The following is a 17,100-nucleotide window of genomic DNA, read 5'->3' as shown; positions in this document are numbered from 1 at the left end:
CCCGGCGGATCAGCTCGGGGCGGCGGCGACCTGCTCGCGCACGGCGTCGTCGAGCTGCTCGGTCGGCACGGTCACGACCGTGCCGATGACGAGCCGCATCAGGTCGGCAACCTGCACCTCGTCGCGTCGGTACAGCCACTGCAGTTGTAGGCCGTCCTGCACGGCCAGCACGACACGGGCCGCCGACTCGGCGGTGAAGCCGTCCCGCAGCCAGCCATGCGCCTCCGCGACGGCGAGGTACGCCGAGGTCGAGCCGATGATCCGGTCGTAGTGGTCGGCGTAGTAGTCGTGCGCCGGGTGGTCGCTCGACGTCGCCTCGGCCGACGCCGTGATGAACAGCGAGATCACGGCGGGCACGTCGACGTTGTACTCGGCGAGCGCGACCAGCTCGGCCAGGCGCATGCCGCCCTCGTCGTCGAAGTGCTGCCGGAGGCGCTCGTCGCGTCGACGGAGGACGGCCATGAGGAGCTCGTCCTTCGTCGCGAAGTAGTGCATCAGCGACTGGTGCGAGACGCCGCAGGTGCGCGCGATCTCGCGCAGCGAGGCGCCGTGGAAGCCGACCTTGCCGAACACCGGCAGGGCCGCCTCGAGGATCGCCTCGCGCTTGGCGACGCCCTTGCGGTAGCGGCCGGGCGGGGCGGGCGCGGGCGGCTGCTCGACGACGGACTCGTCCGAGGCGGCGGTGGGCTCGTCGAGTGCGGACATCGGGGCCAGCCTAGGGCGGGCTGCCGACGATCGCACCGCCTCGGGTGCCCCCATGCGCCGAGCGTAGGCTCGCCGCGTGAGGTGGTCGCTGCTGCGCATCCCGGCGTTCCGCGCCCTGTGGGTCGGACGCCTGCTGTCGTGGGTGGTCGGCGGCCTGGCCCCCCTCGCCCTGGTCTTCGCGGCCGTCGACCTCGGCGCGGACGCGACGCAGCTCGGCCTCGTCGTGGCGGCCCGTGCGGTGCCGAACGTCGTGCTCGTCCTCGTGGGCGGCGCCCTCGCGGACCGGCTGCCGCGGCGCCTGGTGGCCACCGCCTCCTCGGTGGTCTCGGCCGCCTCCCTGGTCGCTGCGGGGGTGCTGCTGCTGACGGGGAGCGAGACCCTCGTGACGCTGGCCGTCGCGGCGGCCCTGACGGGCGCAGCCGCCGCGTTCTTCGGCCCCGCCTCGAGCGCGATGCTCCGCGACGTGCTCGTCGAGCCCCTCGTGCGCGACGGCACCGTCCTCGCGCGGATCAGCATGAACGTCGGCCTGATCGTCGGCACGGCCCTCGGGGGCGCGCTCGTCGGCGTCGCGGGGACGGGCAGCGCGCTGCTCGTCGGCGCCGGGCTGTCGGTGGCGGCGGCGCTGGCGTTCGCGCGCGTCCCGCGGTCGGTGACCGGCGCCTCCGGCTCGGGGTCGCTGCTGCACGACCTGGGCTCGGGGATCGGCTTCGTCGCGCGGTCGCCGTGGCTGCGGGCGACGCTGGCGCTCGCGTTCGTGCACCAGCTCAGCTTCGCCGGCGGGGTGCAGGTGATCGGGCCGCTCGTGGCGGACGAGTCGTTCGGCCGGGTGCTGTGGGGCTTCGCCGGGGCGGTGCAGACCCTCGGCCTCGTCGTCGGGGCCGTCTGGGCGGGCCGGCTGCGCGGGCGCCTGAGGCTTGCGGTCGCGTGCCTGGCGACGGCGGCGCTGGTGCTGCCCCTGGTGCTGCTCGCCGGCGCGCACGTCGACCAGCCGGAGGTGCTGGACGCGCCGTACGTCGACCCGCTGCACTGGGCGTTCTGGCTCTGCCTCGGCCTCTTTTTGTCGAGCGTCGGCCTCGAGCTGTTCACGGTGCCGCTCGACGTGGCGATCCAGACCCTCGTGCCGCGCGCCTACCTCGGCCGGGTGTTCGGGGCCCTGACGCTCGCGACGCTGGCCGGGATCCCCGTGGGCGAGCTGGTCGTCGGGCCCCTCGCCGACCGCTTCGGCACGCCGGGAGCCCTGTTCACGCTGGCCGGCCTGATCGCCGTCGTGGCCGTGGCCGTGGCCCTCAGCCCGCGGGTGCGCCGCATCGACGCACCCGCGGTCCTGTCAGCGGACGAGCGGGTCGATCAGGAGCCGTTCGATCAGCGGTAGTAGCCGCGCGCGATGGCCTCGGCGTACTTGCGCACGTCCGGGCCGGGCTCGTAGTCGATGAACCGGCCCTTGAGGCGCTCGTTCAGCGCGGCGAAGGCGGGCTCCCAGTCGTCGCCCTCGTGCTCGGCCGCGACCTCGCGGACGGCGTCCTGCAGCACGCGGTCGGCGTCGGTGAGCATCTTGTCGCGGGCTTCCTGGTTCCAGGTGACGTCGGTCAGATCTGCCATGGTGCTGTCCCCTACTTCTTCTTCGAGAGGGCCGACTCCTTGTGAGCCGCCTCCGCGTCGGTCTTGTCGCTCTTCACGATGAAGTACGGCTCGTCGCCCGAGGCCTTGAAGGTCTGGCCGTCGAACTGGAACTCCTTCACGCGCTTGTCCACCACGGTGCCGTGGGTCTCGCCCTGCGGCGTGTTCCACGTCACGTGGTCGCCCTTGCTGAACGTCATCGTGCCTCCTCAGGCTGTCGGATGCGCTGGACGGTACCCGCGCCTCCTCGGGCCTTCTCGGGCGGGGCACAGGCAGGGCGGGCGGCAGGGTCGGTCCGGCTGCGTGAGCCTGCGTGGCTGGCTGCGTCAGCCTGCGTGGCTGGCTGCGTCAGCCGCGCAGCGCGTCGAGCGCGGCAGCCACTCGCCGCTCGCGGGTCGCGTCCGTCCTCGCGTCGGCGATCGGCAGCGTCAGGGCCTTCTGCCTGCTGGGCGACAGGGCCTCGAAGGAAGCGCGGAGGGCGTCGTCCCCGGCCCACGCCTCGGCGAGCACGGCGGGCACCTCGACCACCCGGGGCTCCGTGTCGAGCGCCAGCGTCACCTCCACCTGCTGGCCGCCGACCAGCCCGGACGCCCGACGGTGCTCGGCGCTGAGCGACAGGAGGAGCTGGCCGCCCATGCTGCCCACCGTGTTGCGGTACGTGTAGGGCTCGGTGGGGGCGTCGCCGGTGCCGTGCACCGTCACGACGACGGCCGGGCGCTTCCCGGCGCCGAGCACCGCGAGCTCGTCGGGCGGCACCACGAGTCCGGTGACGCCCGGGCGGGCCTCGAACACGACGGTGGGGAAGGTGACAGGAGGCACGGAGTCGGTCATGGGCAGAGGGTAGGGCGCTCGCGCGTATGCGGGGAAGGGGCACAGACGAGGAGGGCGGCGCCTGCGGGACCGCGGCCGCGGCTCCTCGACCGTGACCGCGCCTCCTCGACCGTGACCGCGCCTCCTCGTCCCGGCCCGTGCCTCCTCGTCAGACGGAGATGCCGCCGTCGGTCGTGATCAGCTGGCCGGTGACCCAGCGGCCCTCGGGCGACATCAGGAACCGGACGGTGCGCGAGACGTCCTCGGGGGTGCCGAGGCGGCCCGTCGGCTGCATCGCGGTCAGCGTGCGGCGGGTGTCGTCGTCCATCCAGCCGGTGTCGACCGGTCCCGGGTTGACGGCGTTCGACGAGATGCCGACGTGGGCCAACTCGCGGGCAGCGGCGATCACGATGCGGTCGAGGGCGCCCTTGCTCGCGCCGTAGGGCAGGTTGTGGACGGTGTGGTCGCTCGTGAGCGCCACGACGCGGGCGCCGTCGGGCAGCTCGTCGAGGGGAGGCAGCTGCTCGGCGAGCGCCTTGATGCTCAGCCAGGCGGCGCGGGTGTTCACGGCGAAGTGCCGGTCGAAGGACTCGACGGAGGTGTCGAGGATCGACGAGTCCACGCCCTGCGAGTGCGACAGGACGAGGCCGGAGACGGGCCCGAGGTCGGCGTTCACCTGCGCGAGGAGACGGGCGGGGGTCGCCGCGTCGGAGAGGTCGGCCTGGTAGACGCGGACTCGCCGCCCGAGGCCCTCGATCTCGGCGACCAGCTCGGAGAGGTCGCCCGGCCTGGCTCCCCAGCTCATCGAGTCGTCGTACGGGTCCCAGGTAGCGAGGGCGAGGTCCCAGCCGTCGGCGGCGAGGTCACGGGCGATGGCCCGCCCGATGCTCTCGCGCCGTCCGGCGCCGGTCAGGAGGCAGGTCTTCATCGACATGCAGCCAGCGTAAGGGGCTGGCCGCCTCGCGTGACGTTCACGTTCTCCTTCGACCTCGCGCTCGCCCTCGCCCTCGCCTCGCTCCGATCGACTATCGAGTTGCCCCTTCCTGCTGCCTCATTCCGCGTGAGGCAGCAGAAAGGGGCCAGTCGCCCGGCTCGTCGAGCGAGGTCAGCGAGCGAGCTCGTCGCACGAGGTCACGGAGCGAGGTCGTCGAGCAGGGCGGCGAGCCGGTCGAGGTCGCGCCCGACGGCCTCGACGTCGGCGGTGAAGTCGGCGTCGGAGGTGCCCGCCCGCCTGAAGAGGGTGAAGACCACTTCGCTGCCCTGGTCGTTGGCCAGCACGCGGAGGGGGTTGTGCACGACGGTGCCGTCGGGCAGCGTGACGTCGTGGTCGAGCACGCCGAGCTCGACGGGCCCGGTGAACGCCACCTCGACGACGCCCATCGGCGAGTCGGCGAGCCACCGCCCGCCCTCCTGCCGGACGCCGCTGCTGAGGCCGGCCGCCCACGACGGCAGCTGAGCCGGGTCGCCCGCGACCCGCGACACGGCGGCGACGTCGTGCTCGATCGGACGGGAGACGTGCACGGCGGGCCAGGTCATGCGGGGACGGTACCAGCGGGCCTGCCGCACCGCCACGACGCTCGGGTTGCCCCTTCGCGGGCTTCTGGGCCCCGTCAGGCCCCGCAAAGTGGCAAGCCACTCGCCCCTGCCGCGGGGACGAGCGCGTTGAGCTCGTCGACCAGCCGGGCCATCCGGTCGACTCCGAGCCTGAGCACGAGGGACTCCGAGAACCAGTGCGCCCAGACGTCCTCGACGTCACGCACGGTCACGGCCCCCTCTGCGAGGAGCACACGGGCCAGGTCGAGGGCCTCCGGCTCGTACTCGTCTGCCGGAGGCCCCTCCGGCGTGCCGGGCTCGAGACCGTACGGGTCGACCGCGGTGAGGACGGCCAGGACCGCCGCGACGGTCAGCCGGTGGCGGCGGGTCCTCTCCCTCATCCGACGATCATGCACCAGGGCACAGGCTCGGCGAGCGCGTCGGACGGCCGGGAGGCCTGCGGACGGGCTCGACGCCTCAGCCGGAGCCGGCGCTGTCGGCCGGCTGCTCACGGGTCCGGACGACCCGCAGCAGGAGCAGCACGGTGACGAGCCCCCCGAGGGAGCCTCCGACGACGAGCCCGAGGCCGTCCGTCGGATCAGCCCGGGACCACCCCGCCAGTCCGACCGCCACTCCCACGGTCAGGAGGACCGTGGCGGAGAGCAACACGACGACGTGGACCTCGCCCGGAGAGCCCCGCCGCGCACCCACCCTCGCGATGCCCCAGGCGCACGCCGCCACGACGACGCCGAGAGGGAGGCCGACCACGGCCGCCGCGGCCACGAGGAAGGCCAGGCTCCAGAGAGCCGTGCTCGCCGGTTCGCCCGGAGCCGACTGCGGCAGGCCCTGGCCCACGAGGGAGCACGTCATCGCGAGGGCGCCGGTGAGGGCACCTCCGAACAGGCCGGCTCGCCACGTCTGGCCCCAGGTGATGCGGGCGGTCCGCCTCGGCGAGCGACGCCTCCTACTCACCGGAGGCCCGCCGAGAGAGCCAGCGGGGCAACCGGGAACGCCACGCAGCTCGGCGAGCGCGGCGGGCGGCGTCCCGGTGCGCCTCCTCGTGGGCACGGCGCGCACGGTCCATGATCTCGTCGCCCCTGGTCGGGGGGGGCCATTCGCGCCCCGGCGTCGAGAAGAGGCCGATGCCGACCACCATGAAGGTCGCCCCCGAGAGGACGACGAGCAGGGGATGCCCCCGGCCCCCGTCGCTCGGAGCACCCGACAGCCACTGGTCCGTGGCCCACAGGCCGACGACGAGGACGACCGCTCCGAGGACGACGAGGAAGACACCCGACACACGCCATCTCCACACGCTGCGACCCTAATGCCCGCGCCGCGCCTGCCAACGGTTGACGAAGAAGACCACGATCCCGAGGGTGGTCAGTACGAGCCCCATGACCAGCCACACGATGTCGTCGCCGGGGCTGCGCCCGATCGCCGCCCGGACGACGAGGAACGACCCGACCACGACCGCCACACAGGGCAGGACGTCGCGCAGGGGGTTGAACCTCAAGCGTCGGAACCGCCTCGGGACCGGCTTCTCGCCGTCGGTGCTCTCGCTCATGTGCGTCAGCATGCCAGGCGGGCCGGGCCAGCCAGCAGGAGGCGCGGGTCAGCGGCCGCGGCGCGGGCGGCTGCGGCCGGTGCCGCGCTGCGGCCCGCCGCGACCGCCGGGCGGCGTCTTCTTCTGGCCGGGCCCCGAGCCGCGACCGCCGGCCGCGCCCTTGCCGCCCGCGGCGCCGCCCTTGCCGGGACCCTTGGCCTTGGCGGCGGGCGCCTCCTGGGCGTCGTCGTCGCGCCTCCTCGACCGGCTGCTGTTGCGGGTGCGTCCGCGGACGACCCCGATGAAGTCGTCGATGTCGTCGTCGAGCTCGCCGATCGGCCAGACGAGCGCGATCGTCGTCGGCGGCACGTCGGAGAGGAACCGGTGCGTCACGCCCGAGCGTCCGTGCAGCCGGGCGAGCGACTGCGGCATCACGGCGACGCCGGAGCCGGTCGCGACCACCTCGATCGCCTGCGCCTCGTCGAGGGCCGGGTCGAGATCGTGCCGTACCTCGCCGGAGAGGTCGGCCAGCGAGAGCTCGTCGTCCTTGCCCGCGGCGGCCAGCGGGTGCTCCTTGCCGAAGCAGACGACGGCGCGCTCCTCGTAGAGCGCGATGGACGAGAAGTCGTCGCCGAGCGCCAGCGGCAGCCGGGCCAGCACCATGTCGACGCGGTCGTCGCCGCGGAGCACGTCGAGCACCTCGGTCGCGTCGCCCGTCACCTCGACGACGTCGAGGGGCAGGTCGTCGCGCCGCTCCTCCCAGAGCCGAGACCACTTCGAGAGGGTCACGCCGGGCACGAAGCCGATGCGGAAGGAGGCGCGGCTCGGCTCGGTCGTCATCGCGCCAGGCTACCGGGCGGCCTCCGTCCCCCGGCCCTGGCCCGTGCCTCCTCCCGTGTCAGGCGCCCCTGTCGCCCGTCCACAGGCGTGGGCGGCGGCCCCGGCTCCGGTCCGCCCGGGCGGTACCCTTGCGGGATGACCTCGGAGACCCCCAGCGGCAAGAGCCCGCAGACCCTCAAGCCCTTCACGGCCGCGAAGAAGCTCGGGGTGCACCTGCCGGCGACCCCCGAGTCGTTCCAGGCCAGCCCCGTCACCCGCGAGGAGTTCGCCGAGCTGACCGCGAACCCGCCCGAGTGGCTCGCCGAGCTGCGTCGCACCGGCCCGCACCCGCGCCCGGTCGTCGCGCAGAAGCTCGGCGTCACGATCTCGGGCCTCGCCCGTGCCGGCGTCGACGACGCGCTCACCACCGACCAGATCCACGCCCTCCTCGAGGAGATGCCGCAGTGGCTGGTCACCGAGCGCGCCAACCTCGCCGAGGTGCGCGACGAAGAGCTGCGCGTCAAGGAGCGCGACGCCGGCCGTGCCGTGCTGCGCGCCGAGCGCGAGGCCGCCGAGCAGGCCGAGCAGGAGCGCCGCGGCCTTTGACGGCCTGCGGCCCCCTGCCCGGCCCGGCCCCGACCCCGGTCCGGGCCGCACCCTCCCCTCCCCTCCGGTCCCTGGTCTCGCCGGGGCAGTAACGTCTGCTCCATGTCCTTCAACGACGACACCCGCATCGACAGCAGCAAGGTCAAGCGCGCGGGCCGCGGCCGCACGACCGGCATCGCCGCGGGCGGGGTCGGCATCGTCGGCGTCATCGTCGTCGCGCTGATCAGCCAGTTCACCGGCGTCGACCTCTCCGGACTCGTCGGCGGTGCGCAGGTCGGCCCGGCACAGCAGATCGAGGGCGAATCGCTCGAGGGCTGCTCCACGGGCGCCGACGCGAACGCGAGCATCGACTGCCGCATGGCGGGGGCCGCCGACTCGCTCGACACCTACTGGGCCTCCGCCGCTCCCGAGGTGGGCATCCAGGGCTACGCGAGGCCCGAGTTCTTCCTCTTCACCTCCTCCGTCGACACGGGCTGCGGGGGCGCCACCAGCGCCACCGGACCCTTCTACTGCCCGCCCGACCGCGCGCTGTACGTCGACACCGACTTCTTCGACCAGCTGCGCGAGCAGTTCGGCGCCTCGGCCGGGCCCCTCGCCCAGATGTACGTCGTCGGGCACGAGTGGGGCCACCACGTGCAGCAGCTCAGCGGCGCCTTCGACCGCGCCGACCGCAGCCAGACGGGCCCCGGCTCCGACACGATCCGCCTCGAGGTGCAGGCCGACTGCTACGCCGGCGCCTGGGTGGGCTCCGCGACGACGATCCAGAACGAGTACGGCGAGACGTTCCTCGAGCCCGTGACGCGCGAGCAGGTCGCCGACGCGCTCGACGCCGCCGCCGCGGTCGGAGACGACCGGATCCAGGAGGCGTCGGGCGGCCGGGTGGACCCCGACACCTGGACCCACGGCTCCGCCGCTCAGCGCACCAAGTGGTTCGAGGCCGGTCGCGCCGGCGGCCCCACGGCCTGCGACACCTTCAGCGTGCCGACGAGCGAGCTCTAGCCGGACCGAGCGCCGCTCGGTGGCACCGGTGCTGCCCCAGGCCGTCCCGCGAGCGCAGGCAGAACTCCCAGCCCGTTCCCGACCCGCCGCGCCTCCGCAGGAGCAGACTCGGCTCACGTCGCGAGGAGGCACGCCATGGACAAGACAGGCAGAGCAGTGGAGTACGACCGGTACGGGGAGATCGACGAGCTGCACTTCGTCGCGCAGCAGCTTCCGGTCCCGGCCGACGACGAGGTCGTCGTCGAGGTCGTGTGCGCCGGGCTGAACCACATCGAGAACTTCACCCGCGCGGGCGACTTCCAGGACCGCCTCCCGCAGACGTTCCCGGCCCACCAGGGCTCGTGCTTCGCGGGCATCGTCAAGAAGCGCGGCTCGGCGGTGCGCGACCTCGCGGTCGGCGCCGAGGTGATCGGCCACGCCGTCGGTGGCGGCGCCCACGCCACGTGGATCACCGTCCCGGCGACCGCGGTCGTCCGCAAGCCGAGCAGCGTCTCGTGGGAGGTCGCGGGCGGGCTCTACCTCGCCGGCGCCACCGCGTACGACATCGTCCGCTCGCTGCACCTCGGCGAGGGCGACGTCGTCGTCATCACGGCCGCGGCGGGCGGCGTCGGCCACATCGAGTGCCAGCTCGCGCTGGCCGCCGGAGCCAAGGTGATCGGCACCTGCAGCCCCGGCAACCACGACTACCTGCGCCAGATCGGCGTCACCCCCGTCGACTACGGCGAGGGCCTGCAGGAGCGCATCGAGAAGGCCGCGGGCCGCCCGGTCACGGCGTTCATCGACAACTTCGGCGGTGACAACCCGGCGCTCAGCACCGCGCTCGGCGTGCCCGAGTCGCGCTTCAGCTCGAGCGAGCACCGCCTCGACGTCGAGATCCGGTTCATCACCGCCGAGCGCGGCGACACCGAGCCGTCGATGATCCTGGCGGCGCTCGCGAAGCTGATCGCCGACAACAAGGTGCGGGTGCTGATCTCGGGCTTCTACCCGTTCGACAACATCGCGCAGGCCTACGAGGACCTCGCCGAGCACCACTCCCGTGGCAAGGTCGTCGTCGGCATGCAGCCCGTCGAGACCGGCGCCCGCTCGCACTGGTACCTGTCGGCGAAGGCCCGCACGCTCGCCGAGCAGCGCGGCTAGGACCGGCTCACCACCGTCGAGTGGTCAGTCCTGGNGAGCTAGGGGCGGCGGAGGAGTGCGCCGGGCGCGCGCACGGTCGCGGCCGCGACCCGCATCGCGTCCGTGAGCGCCGCCTCCCAGTCGACGCTCCCCGGGCCCGCCGACCGCGCGAGCGACGACGCCACCACGGAGGCGAACGTCGCGTCGCCCGCGCCCATCGTGTCGACGACGTCGCCGTCCAACGACGCGATGCCCTGCCGCAGCGGCGCGTGCCCGGCGAGCGTCAGGCTGGCCCCGTCGGAGCCGCGCGTCGCGAGCACTCCCCCGGCGCCCGCCGCGAGCAGCGCTTCCTGCCACTCGTCGAGCGTGCCGCCGGCGACCAGCGCCGCGTCGTCCTCGCCGATCTTGACCAGCAAGGAGGAGGCGGCGGCGCGGGCGAAGCCGGTCGCGAATGCCTCGGGGTCGCGCAGGAACCCGGGGCGCGGGTTCGGGTCGACGACGAGCCGCCGCGGCTCCGCGCCCACGGCGGCGAGCAGCCGCTCGGTCAGCGGGGCGTCGTCGAACGGGTACGAGCTGACGGCCACGAGCGGCGCGGCCGCGATCGCGGCGAGCTGGGCCTCGCCGAAGTCGAGGCCGCGGGCGACGGCCGCGTCGCTGAAGGCGTAGGTCGGCTCGCCGTCGACGCGCTCGCTCACCGCGCGGCCGGTGCCGAGAGGGTTGGTCGTGGCGACGAGCTCGACGCCGTGCTCGGCCAGGTACGAGCGGATCGACGCCCCGTCGGCGTCGTCGCCGACCGAGGCGAGCAGCGTGGTGGCGACGCCGAGCCGGGCGAGCCCGACGGCGACGTTGAGGCCGGCGCCGCCGACGTGGTCGTCCGATCCGGAGGGGGTGCGCAGCTCATCGATGAGGGCGTCGCCGATGACGACGACGCGGCGTGCAGACTGGTCCATGTCGACACCCTACGGGCGGCTCGGGCGGGCGCAGGCCGCCGGCGCACCGGACGGGCGAGCCCCGTCGCCGCACCGGGCTCCCGTCGTGCGGCCCTCGCCCCTCGCCCGCCCGGACCGGGCGCCGCACTACGCTGGCGCGGTGACTGACTACGCTCTGGCCGTCGACGTCGGCGGCACCAAGGTCGAGGCCGCGCTCGTCGCGGCCGACGGCGTCCTCTCCCTCGGCAGCCGCGACCGCCGCCCCACCGGCCACGACTCGACGAGCGACCAGCTGGCCGACGCCGTCCGCGACGTCGTCCGCCACGCGCTCGCGGCGCTCGGCGACGACGACGTCCTCGTCGGCGCCGGCATCGGCAGCGCGGGCCCGGTCGACCTCGTCGAGGGCACGGTCTCGCCGATCAACCTTCCGTCCTGGCGCGGCTTCCCGCTGCGCGCGCTCGTCCTCGAGCTGTTGGCCGAGGCCAGCGACAGGCCCGACGCCGACACCGCCGACCTCCCCGTGACCCTCCGCCTCGACGGCGTGAGCCTCGCCCTCGCCGAGCACTGGGTCGGCGCCACGCAGGGCGTCGACAACGCCGTCGCCATCACCGTCTCGACGGGCGTCGGAGGCGGGCTCATCGTGAACGGCCGCCTCCTCTCGGGCGGCACCGGCAACGCCGGCCACATCGGCCAGATCCAGATCGCCGACCGCCCCGCCGGCGAGAACGCCTGGGCCGCCACCCTCGAGGTCATCGCCTCGGGCCCCAACGTCGTGCGCTGGGCGCAGCAGCAGGGCTGGCAGGGCGAGCGAGGCGAGGACCTCGCCGCCGGGTACGTCGCCGGCGACGAGATCGCCGTCGCGGCCGTGCGCCGCTCGGCGAACGCCGTCGGCGAGGCCATCTCGTCCGTGACGACGCTGCTCGACCTCGACGTCGCCGCGATCGGCGGGGGCTTCTCTCGTGTGAGCGACGACTACCTCGACCTGGTCAGGGCCACCGTCGAGGAGGCGCCCGTCAACGGCTACGCCCGTCGCGTCCGCGTCGTCCGCTCCGGCCTCAGCGACGAGAGCCCGCTCGTCGGGGCCGCCGCCCTCGTCTGGCAGGCCGACCTGCTCGGCTGAGCCCGCGCCTCCTGCGGCTCCGTCCGAGTCCGGACGAAGGCTGTGTGAGAACGGTTCCCGTCAGGAGCCGGTGTCGGCGGCCGTGCCTAGGCTGGACGCATCCCCACGACGACGTCGGGATCCCGCGCGCCCGCACCCGGGTGCGCACGACCCGCCACCACACGGAGGTATCTCCATGCCCACCACCGTCCCCGTCATCCAGACCCCCTCGGCCGGCGCGCCCTTCGAGCGCTCGACCATCCAGCTGCGCGACGTCGGCCCGAACGACGTCCAGATCGACATCGCCTTCGCCGGCGTCTGCCACAGCGACATCCACCAGGCCCGCGAAGAGTGGGGCAAGGCCATCTTCCCGATGGTCCCCGGCCACGAGATCGCCGGCGTCGTCACCCAGGTCGGCTCCGACGTGAGCAAGCACAAGGTCGGCGACCGCGTCGGCATCGGCTGCTTCGTCGACAGCTGCCGCGAGTGCGAGAACTGCATCGCGGGCGAGCAGCAGTTCTGCGTCAAGGGCAACGTGCCCACCTACAACGGCCGCCAGTACTCGGGCGAAGAGACCTACGGCGGCTACGCCAAGCAGATCGTCGCCGACGAGAACTACGTGCTGTCGATCCCCGAGGGCATCGCGCTCGACGAGGCCGCGCCGCTGCTCTGCGCCGGCATCACGACCTACTCCCCCCTGAAGCACTGGGGTGCCGGCCCCGGCAAGAAGGTCGCCGTCGTCGGCATGGGCGGCCTCGGCCACATGGCCGTCAAGATCGCGCACGCCATGGGCGCCGAGGTCACCGTCATCAGCCAGACGCTGTCCAAGCAGGAGGACGGCCTCAAGCTCGGCGCCGACCACTACTACGCGTCGAGCGACCCTGAGACCTTCAAGCAGCTGCGCAGCTCGTTCGACCTGATCATCAACACGATCTCGGCCGACATGGACATCGACGCCTACGCCCGCACCCTCCGCCTCAACGGCACGATGGTGTTCGTCGGCCTGCCCGAGAACCCGCAGTCGTTCGGCGCCGGCTCGCTCATCGGCGGCCGTCGCAGCCTCGCCGGCTCGAACATCGGGGGCATCCCCGAGACGCAGGAGATGCTCGACTTCTGCGCCGAGCACCACATCGGCGCCGAGATCGAGACGATCAGCGCCGACGACATCGACGACGCCTACGAGCGCGTCGTCGGCAGCAAGGTCCGCTACCGCTTCGTGATCGACACGGCCACGATCTAGCACCTGCACGACGAATGCCCCCTCCCGCACCGGGAGGGGGCCTTCGTCGTCTGTGGCGCAGGGATGCGTGGCTCGGCTCGCCGACGGACCACCCCGAACCAGCGTGAAAGGGACGGCGAACGCCGATCCGGCCAGCCGGCCAGGTCGACGACGCAGCACCGAGGAGGCGCGGGTCGCCTACCGCGGGTCGGCGGGCGTGTTGAATCGGTGCAGCCAGCCGGCGAACTCGCCGAGCTCGTCGTCGGTCCAGCCCTCCACGTGGCTGCGGAACACGGCGCGGTTCTCGTGCCGCACCTCCAGCATCCGGGCCTCGGCGCGGTCGGTGCTGCCGAGCGTCATCACGCGGCCGTCGGCGGCGTCGGGCACGACGTCGACGAACCCCGCCTCGCGCAGCAGGGCGACCTGGCGGCTGACGGCGCTCTTGTCGAGGGCCATCGCCTTGACGATGTCGCCAGCGGTGCAGGGCTGGTGCTTCATGACGTAGCGGAGCACGTAGAACGCGGTGGGCGGCACGTCCGGGTCGAACCGGGAGGCCGCCGCGGCGATCGTCCGCTTGGCCTCGACCATCATCGAGCCGATCTCGTCGACGACGCTCGCCATCAGGCCCTCGCGGCCGTCGTCGTCCGGGCTGGCCAGCCGCGGTGCGGTGACGCCGACCGGGCGCGGTGCGTCTAGCACCGCGCCCGCGGGCGTGCCGTCATCGGTCGGCTGCGACATCCTTCTCCTCGACCAGGGACGAGAACACCGGGCTCTCGGCCAGTTCGTCGTCCGACACGGGGTGGCCTGCCACCTCGGCGGCACCGGTGGCGATGATGGTGTCGATGGTACCGGTGCCCGTCGTGGCGTGGGAGTGGTGGCGTCGCCCGGCCGCGGCCGCCGCCGGAGCCGTGCGCGTGTCCCTCCCCGTGCCCGCAGGGTCGACGACGGGCTCGTCGTCGCCCTGGTCGACGGGCGACGTGGGAGCGGGCGTCGAGGCGCCGTCGGTCGTGCTGGCGGGTGCACTCGACACGGACGGGGCGAGCCCTGCCGTGGCCGCGACGCCCTTCTCGACCGCCGAGGCGTCGTCAGGGTCGGCAGCAGCCGCACCGGCACCAGCAGCACCGGAACCAGCCGCACCAGCACCGTCACCCGACGCGGCAGCCCGCTGGATGCCGGTCTTGGTGCCGAGCTCGACGTTCGGCAGCAGGCAGACGAACACGATGGTGATGACGGCGAGCGGTGCCGCGATGAGGAACACGTCGGCGACTCCCTGGCCGTAGGCCGACTCGATGATGGTGCGGATCGGGCCGGGAACGGTGCTGAGGTCGGGGATGCTCGTCGAGCCGCCGCTGCCGAGGGCGCTGGGGTCGACGCCCGCGTCGGTGAGGCCGTCGGTGATGTAGCCGGAGACCTTGGTGCCGAGCACGGCGCCCATGACCGAGACGCCGATGGTGCCGCCGAGGCTGCGGAAGAACGCGACGCTCGAGGAGGCGGCGCCCACGACGCTGACGTCGACCGAGTTCTGCACGACGAGCACGAGGTTCTGCATCACCATGCCGATGCCGAGGCCCATCATCGCCATGAAGACGGAGACGATCGCGAAGTTCGTGTCGTACTCGATGGTCGACATGAGGAACAGGCCGGCCGCCAGCAGGATCGAGCCGACGATCATGTAGGGCTTCCACTTGCCGTACTTCGAGATGAGCGCGCCGGCGACCATCGACGAGATGAGCAGGCCGAGCACCATCGGCAGGGTCAGGATGCCCGCCATGGTGGGCGACTGGCCGCGGGCCAGCTGCATGTACTGGCCGAGGAACACGCTGGTGCCGAACATCGCGACTCCCACGCTGAGCGAGGCGACGACCGCGAAGGTGAAGGTGCGGTTCTTGAAGAGCGTCAGGGGGATGATCGGCTCCTTCGAGCGGAACTCCACGACGACGGCCAGCGCGAGCAGCACGGCCGCGCCGACGCCCATCAGCCAGCTGGTGGTCGAGGCCCACTCGAACTGCTTGCCGCCGAGCGACACCCAGACGAGCAGCAGCGAGACGCCGCCGGCGATCAGGCCGGCGCCCCAGTAGTCGACGACGACGGCCTTCTTGGGCTTCGGGGGCAGGTGCAGGGTGCGCTGGATGACGATGAGCGCGGCGACGCCGACGGGCACGCCGACGAAGAAGTTCCACCGCCAGCCGATCGAGTCGGTCAGGACGCCGCCGAGCAGCGGGCCGCCGATGGTGCCGACGCTCATCACGGCGCCGAGATAGCCCATGTACCGGCCGCGCTCACGCGGGCTGATGATGTCGCTCATGACGACCTGCACCAGGGCGGTGAGGCCGCCGGCGCCGAGGCCCTGGAACACGCGGAACGTGATCAGCGTCGCGGTGTTCTGCGAGAACCCGGCCGCGACCGACGCGAGCACGAAGAGCACGAGCGCCACCTGCAGGAGCACCTTGCGGTTCGTGAGGTCGGAGAACTTGCCCCACAGCGGCGTGCTGACGGTGGTCGCGAGCAGCGTCGCCGTGATGACCCAGGTGTACGAGGTCTGGCTGCCGTTCAGGTCGCTGACGATGCGCGGCAGCGAGGTCGACACGACGGTCGACGAGAGGATCGCCACGAGCATGCCCATCAGCAGGCCCGACAGGGCCGTGAGGACTTCGCGGTGGCTCATGCCGGGCGCTTCGCCCGGCTCGTGCGGCGCGGCGGGCTTCGTGCCCGCGCCCGCGGCAGCGGTGGTGGTGGTCTGCGACAAGGTCGGCTCCGTGGTGACTCTGAGATGTGGGGGCCCGGACGTCGTCGGCCAGGTAGTTGTAGAACCACAACCATACGCCTCAGTTGACGATCCGCAACCATTTCCGTGCAGATCGCGCACATTTTTTTGGACCGGGACACGAAGGAGGCGCGGTGCCCGTCGAACGGACACCGCGCCTCCTGCGCGCACCAGCGGTGAGCTAGCGGACTTCTTCCGGTCTCTTCTGCCGGAACATCTCCGCCGGCTGGTCCGGCCCCTTCCAGACGCCGACGATGCCCCAGGCGACGGCCGTCAGCGGCACGGCGATCACGGCGCCGACGATGCCGCCGAGCACTGTGCCCGCGGTCAGGGCGACGAGGATGACGAGGCCGTGCAGCTGCAGCGTGTGGCCCATCAGCACGGGCTGCAGCAGGTTGCCCTCGAGCTGGTTGACGAGCACGACGACGGCGATGACCCAGATGGCGTCGATCGGCCCGTTGGCGACGAGCGCCACGAGCGCAGCGAGGATGCCGGCCGCGGTCGCTCCGACGAGCGGGATGAACGCGGTGAGGAACACGACGACGGCCAGCGGCAGCGCGAGGGGCACCCCGATGATCCAGAGGCCGACACCGATCCCGATCGCGTCGACGGCGGCGACGGTGGCCGTGCCGCGCACGTACCCGCCCAGGGTCGACACCGTCTTGTCGCCGATGCGGCGCGCACGGGCGTACTGCTGGCCGCGGAACGGACGGAGCATGAACTCCCAGATGGCCGGCCCGTCCTTGAGGAAGAAGAACAGCACCACGATCATCAGCACGAGGCCCGTGGCGAAGCTGCCGACGGCACTCGCGCCGGCGAGGGCGCCCGAGCCGAAGGAGGCGCTCGTCAGGAAGTTCACGACGGTGTCGCGGACGTTCTCGACCTGCTCGTCGGTGATCGAGAACGGCAGCGTCGTGATGAAGTCCTGCAGCTGGCCGATGCCCTTCTGCGCGGACGAGACGAGCGACGACGCCTGGTTCTCGACCGCCCAGACGACGAGCCAGCCGACGAGGCCGAGCACGCCGAGGATGCCGACGAGGGCGATCAGCGTGGCGAGCAGCGAGGGCACCCGGTGGTGCCGCAGCCACGACACCACCGGGTGCATGGCCGACGCGAAGATGAGGGCGAGGAGCACTGGGATGGTGACGAGGCTCAGGGTCTTGAACGAGTAGATGAGGCCTGCGACGACCACCACGACGACGATGATCTGGATCGAGCGCGTGGCGAGTCGCCCGAACGGGTCGCCCCACTGGTTGGCCTGGGTGGCGACTGCCTGCGCGGCGTCGGCCGTCGCGTCGCCCTCGCGGCTGCGGAATATGGCCACGTGGTGTCCTCTTCGTC

Annotated in this window: 21 protein-coding genes; 6 read left to right on the top strand and 15 right to left on the bottom strand. The window is 72.9% G+C overall.

Translation table 11 applies throughout. The features are described from left to right. Positions 1 to 9: 9 nt before the first annotated feature. The gene (locus tag IFT90_RS02990) at positions 10 to 705 is read right to left on the bottom strand and encodes a TetR/AcrR family transcriptional regulator (protein ID WP_192040904.1); all 696 of its coding nucleotides are present in this window, start codon (positions 703 to 705) and stop codon (positions 10 to 12) included. Positions 706 to 781: 76 nt separating this feature from the next. On the opposite strand from IFT90_RS02990, the gene IFT90_RS02985 reads away from it, so the two are divergent. Next, entirely contained in the window at positions 782 to 2,077 is a 1,296-nt protein-coding gene (locus tag IFT90_RS02985; RefSeq protein WP_192040903.1) for an MFS transporter, read from the top strand. Here IFT90_RS02985 and IFT90_RS02980 read toward each other — a convergent pair. From IFT90_RS02980 to IFT90_RS02935, 10 genes are all read right to left on the bottom strand, one after another. Continuing rightward, complete coding sequence (locus IFT90_RS02980) at positions 2,068 to 2,304, bottom strand: hypothetical protein (protein WP_192040902.1); 237 nt, start codon at positions 2,302 to 2,304, stop codon at positions 2,068 to 2,070. The genes IFT90_RS02985 and IFT90_RS02980 overlap by 10 nt on opposite strands. Positions 2,305 to 2,315: 11 nt before the next feature. Further along, positions 2,316 to 2,522, bottom strand: coding sequence for a DUF2945 domain-containing protein (locus tag IFT90_RS02975; protein ID WP_123547883.1), 207 nt, complete (start codon positions 2,520 to 2,522; stop codon positions 2,316 to 2,318). 148 nt (positions 2,523 to 2,670) lie between these two features. After that, positions 2,671 to 3,153 (bottom strand): YdeI/OmpD-associated family protein, encoded by a 483-nt coding sequence (locus IFT90_RS02970; protein WP_192040901.1) that lies wholly within the window; start codon positions 3,151 to 3,153, stop codon positions 2,671 to 2,673. A 148-nt stretch (positions 3,154 to 3,301) separates the two neighbouring features. After that, entirely contained in the window at positions 3,302 to 4,066 is a 765-nt protein-coding gene (locus IFT90_RS02965) for an SDR family oxidoreductase (RefSeq protein ID WP_192040900.1), read from the bottom strand. A 197-nt stretch (positions 4,067 to 4,263) separates the two neighbouring features. Beyond that, on the bottom strand, positions 4,264 to 4,668 hold the full coding sequence (locus IFT90_RS02960; RefSeq protein ID WP_192040899.1) for an SRPBCC family protein: 405 nt from the start codon (positions 4,666 to 4,668) through the stop codon (positions 4,264 to 4,266). Positions 4,669 to 4,742: 74 nt separating this feature from the next. After that, the gene (locus IFT90_RS02955; protein WP_192040898.1) at positions 4,743 to 5,066 is read right to left on the bottom strand and encodes a hypothetical protein; all 324 of its coding nucleotides are present in this window, start codon (positions 5,064 to 5,066) and stop codon (positions 4,743 to 4,745) included. Between the two features lie 76 nt (positions 5,067 to 5,142). After that, positions 5,143 to 5,535 (bottom strand): hypothetical protein, encoded by a 393-nt coding sequence (locus IFT90_RS02950; protein ID WP_192040897.1) that lies wholly within the window; start codon positions 5,533 to 5,535, stop codon positions 5,143 to 5,145. A gap of 94 nt (positions 5,536 to 5,629) precedes the next feature. Continuing rightward, the gene (locus IFT90_RS02945; RefSeq protein ID WP_192040896.1) at positions 5,630 to 5,977 is read right to left on the bottom strand and encodes a hypothetical protein; all 348 of its coding nucleotides are present in this window, start codon (positions 5,975 to 5,977) and stop codon (positions 5,630 to 5,632) included. Between the two features lie 9 nt (positions 5,978 to 5,986). Beyond that, positions 5,987 to 6,229, bottom strand: a complete 243-nt coding sequence (locus tag IFT90_RS02940; protein WP_192040895.1) for a hypothetical protein — start codon at positions 6,227 to 6,229, stop codon at positions 5,987 to 5,989. Between the two features lie 48 nt (positions 6,230 to 6,277). Then, a complete protein-coding gene (locus IFT90_RS02935) occupies positions 6,278 to 7,048 on the bottom strand; it encodes a LysR family transcriptional regulator substrate-binding protein (RefSeq protein ID WP_192040894.1) in 771 nt (256 codons plus the stop codon). Between the two features lie 135 nt (positions 7,049 to 7,183). On the opposite strand from IFT90_RS02935, the gene IFT90_RS02930 reads away from it, so the two are divergent. The 3 genes from IFT90_RS02930 (at position 7,184) to IFT90_RS02920 (ending at position 9,769) form a co-directional block, all read left to right on the top strand. Further along, positions 7,184 to 7,633: a DUF5997 family protein gene (locus IFT90_RS02930; protein ID WP_123547879.1), complete on the top strand. Its 450-nt coding sequence runs from the start codon at positions 7,184 to 7,186 to the stop codon at positions 7,631 to 7,633. A 102-nt stretch (positions 7,634 to 7,735) separates the two neighbouring features. Continuing rightward, positions 7,736 to 8,632 carry a neutral zinc metallopeptidase gene (locus IFT90_RS02925; RefSeq protein ID WP_192040893.1) on the top strand — a complete coding sequence of 299 codons (897 nt, stop codon included), beginning with the start codon at positions 7,736 to 7,738 and terminating at the stop codon, positions 8,630 to 8,632. Positions 8,633 to 8,767: 135 nt separating this feature from the next. Then, entirely contained in the window at positions 8,768 to 9,769 is a 1,002-nt protein-coding gene (locus tag IFT90_RS02920; protein WP_192040892.1) for an NADP-dependent oxidoreductase, read from the top strand. Between the two features lie 38 nt (positions 9,770 to 9,807). Here the strand turns inward: IFT90_RS02920 and IFT90_RS02915 are convergent, their stop codons facing one another. Then, positions 9,808 to 10,698 (bottom strand): PfkB family carbohydrate kinase, encoded by an 891-nt coding sequence (locus IFT90_RS02915; protein ID WP_192040891.1) that lies wholly within the window; start codon positions 10,696 to 10,698, stop codon positions 9,808 to 9,810. Between the two features lie 139 nt (positions 10,699 to 10,837). On the opposite strand from IFT90_RS02915, the gene IFT90_RS02910 reads away from it, so the two are divergent. Further along, a complete protein-coding gene (locus IFT90_RS02910) occupies positions 10,838 to 11,797 on the top strand; it encodes an ROK family protein (RefSeq protein WP_371740973.1) in 960 nt (319 codons plus the stop codon). 175 nt (positions 11,798 to 11,972) lie between these two features. Beyond that, the gene (locus tag IFT90_RS02905) at positions 11,973 to 13,016 is read left to right on the top strand and encodes an NAD(P)-dependent alcohol dehydrogenase (protein WP_192040889.1); all 1,044 of its coding nucleotides are present in this window, start codon (positions 11,973 to 11,975) and stop codon (positions 13,014 to 13,016) included. A 177-nt stretch (positions 13,017 to 13,193) separates the two neighbouring features. Here IFT90_RS02905 and IFT90_RS02900 read toward each other — a convergent pair whose 3' ends face one another. From IFT90_RS02900 to IFT90_RS02890, 3 genes are all read right to left on the bottom strand, one after another. Continuing rightward, positions 13,194 to 13,733: a MarR family winged helix-turn-helix transcriptional regulator gene (locus IFT90_RS02900; RefSeq protein ID WP_192040888.1), complete on the bottom strand. Its 540-nt coding sequence runs from the start codon at positions 13,731 to 13,733 to the stop codon at positions 13,194 to 13,196. Continuing rightward, on the bottom strand, positions 13,714 to 15,660 hold the full coding sequence (locus tag IFT90_RS02895) for an MDR family MFS transporter (RefSeq protein WP_197980680.1): 1,947 nt from the start codon (positions 15,658 to 15,660) through the stop codon (positions 13,714 to 13,716). Before IFT90_RS02895 ends, IFT90_RS02900 begins: the two co-directional genes overlap by 20 nt. Positions 15,661 to 15,940: 280 nt before the next feature. Next, complete coding sequence (locus IFT90_RS02890; RefSeq protein ID WP_192040887.1) at positions 15,941 to 17,083, bottom strand: AI-2E family transporter; 1,143 nt, start codon at positions 17,081 to 17,083, stop codon at positions 15,941 to 15,943. Positions 17,084 to 17,100: the final 17 nt, after the last annotated feature.

This window comes from Frigoribacterium sp. CFBP 8766, assembly GCF_014841435.1.
Classification (GTDB): Bacteria; Actinomycetota; Actinomycetes; order Actinomycetales; family Microbacteriaceae; genus Frigoribacterium.
Note: the sequence above shows the minus strand (reverse complement) of the source record. Positions and strands in the feature narration are given on the sequence as shown.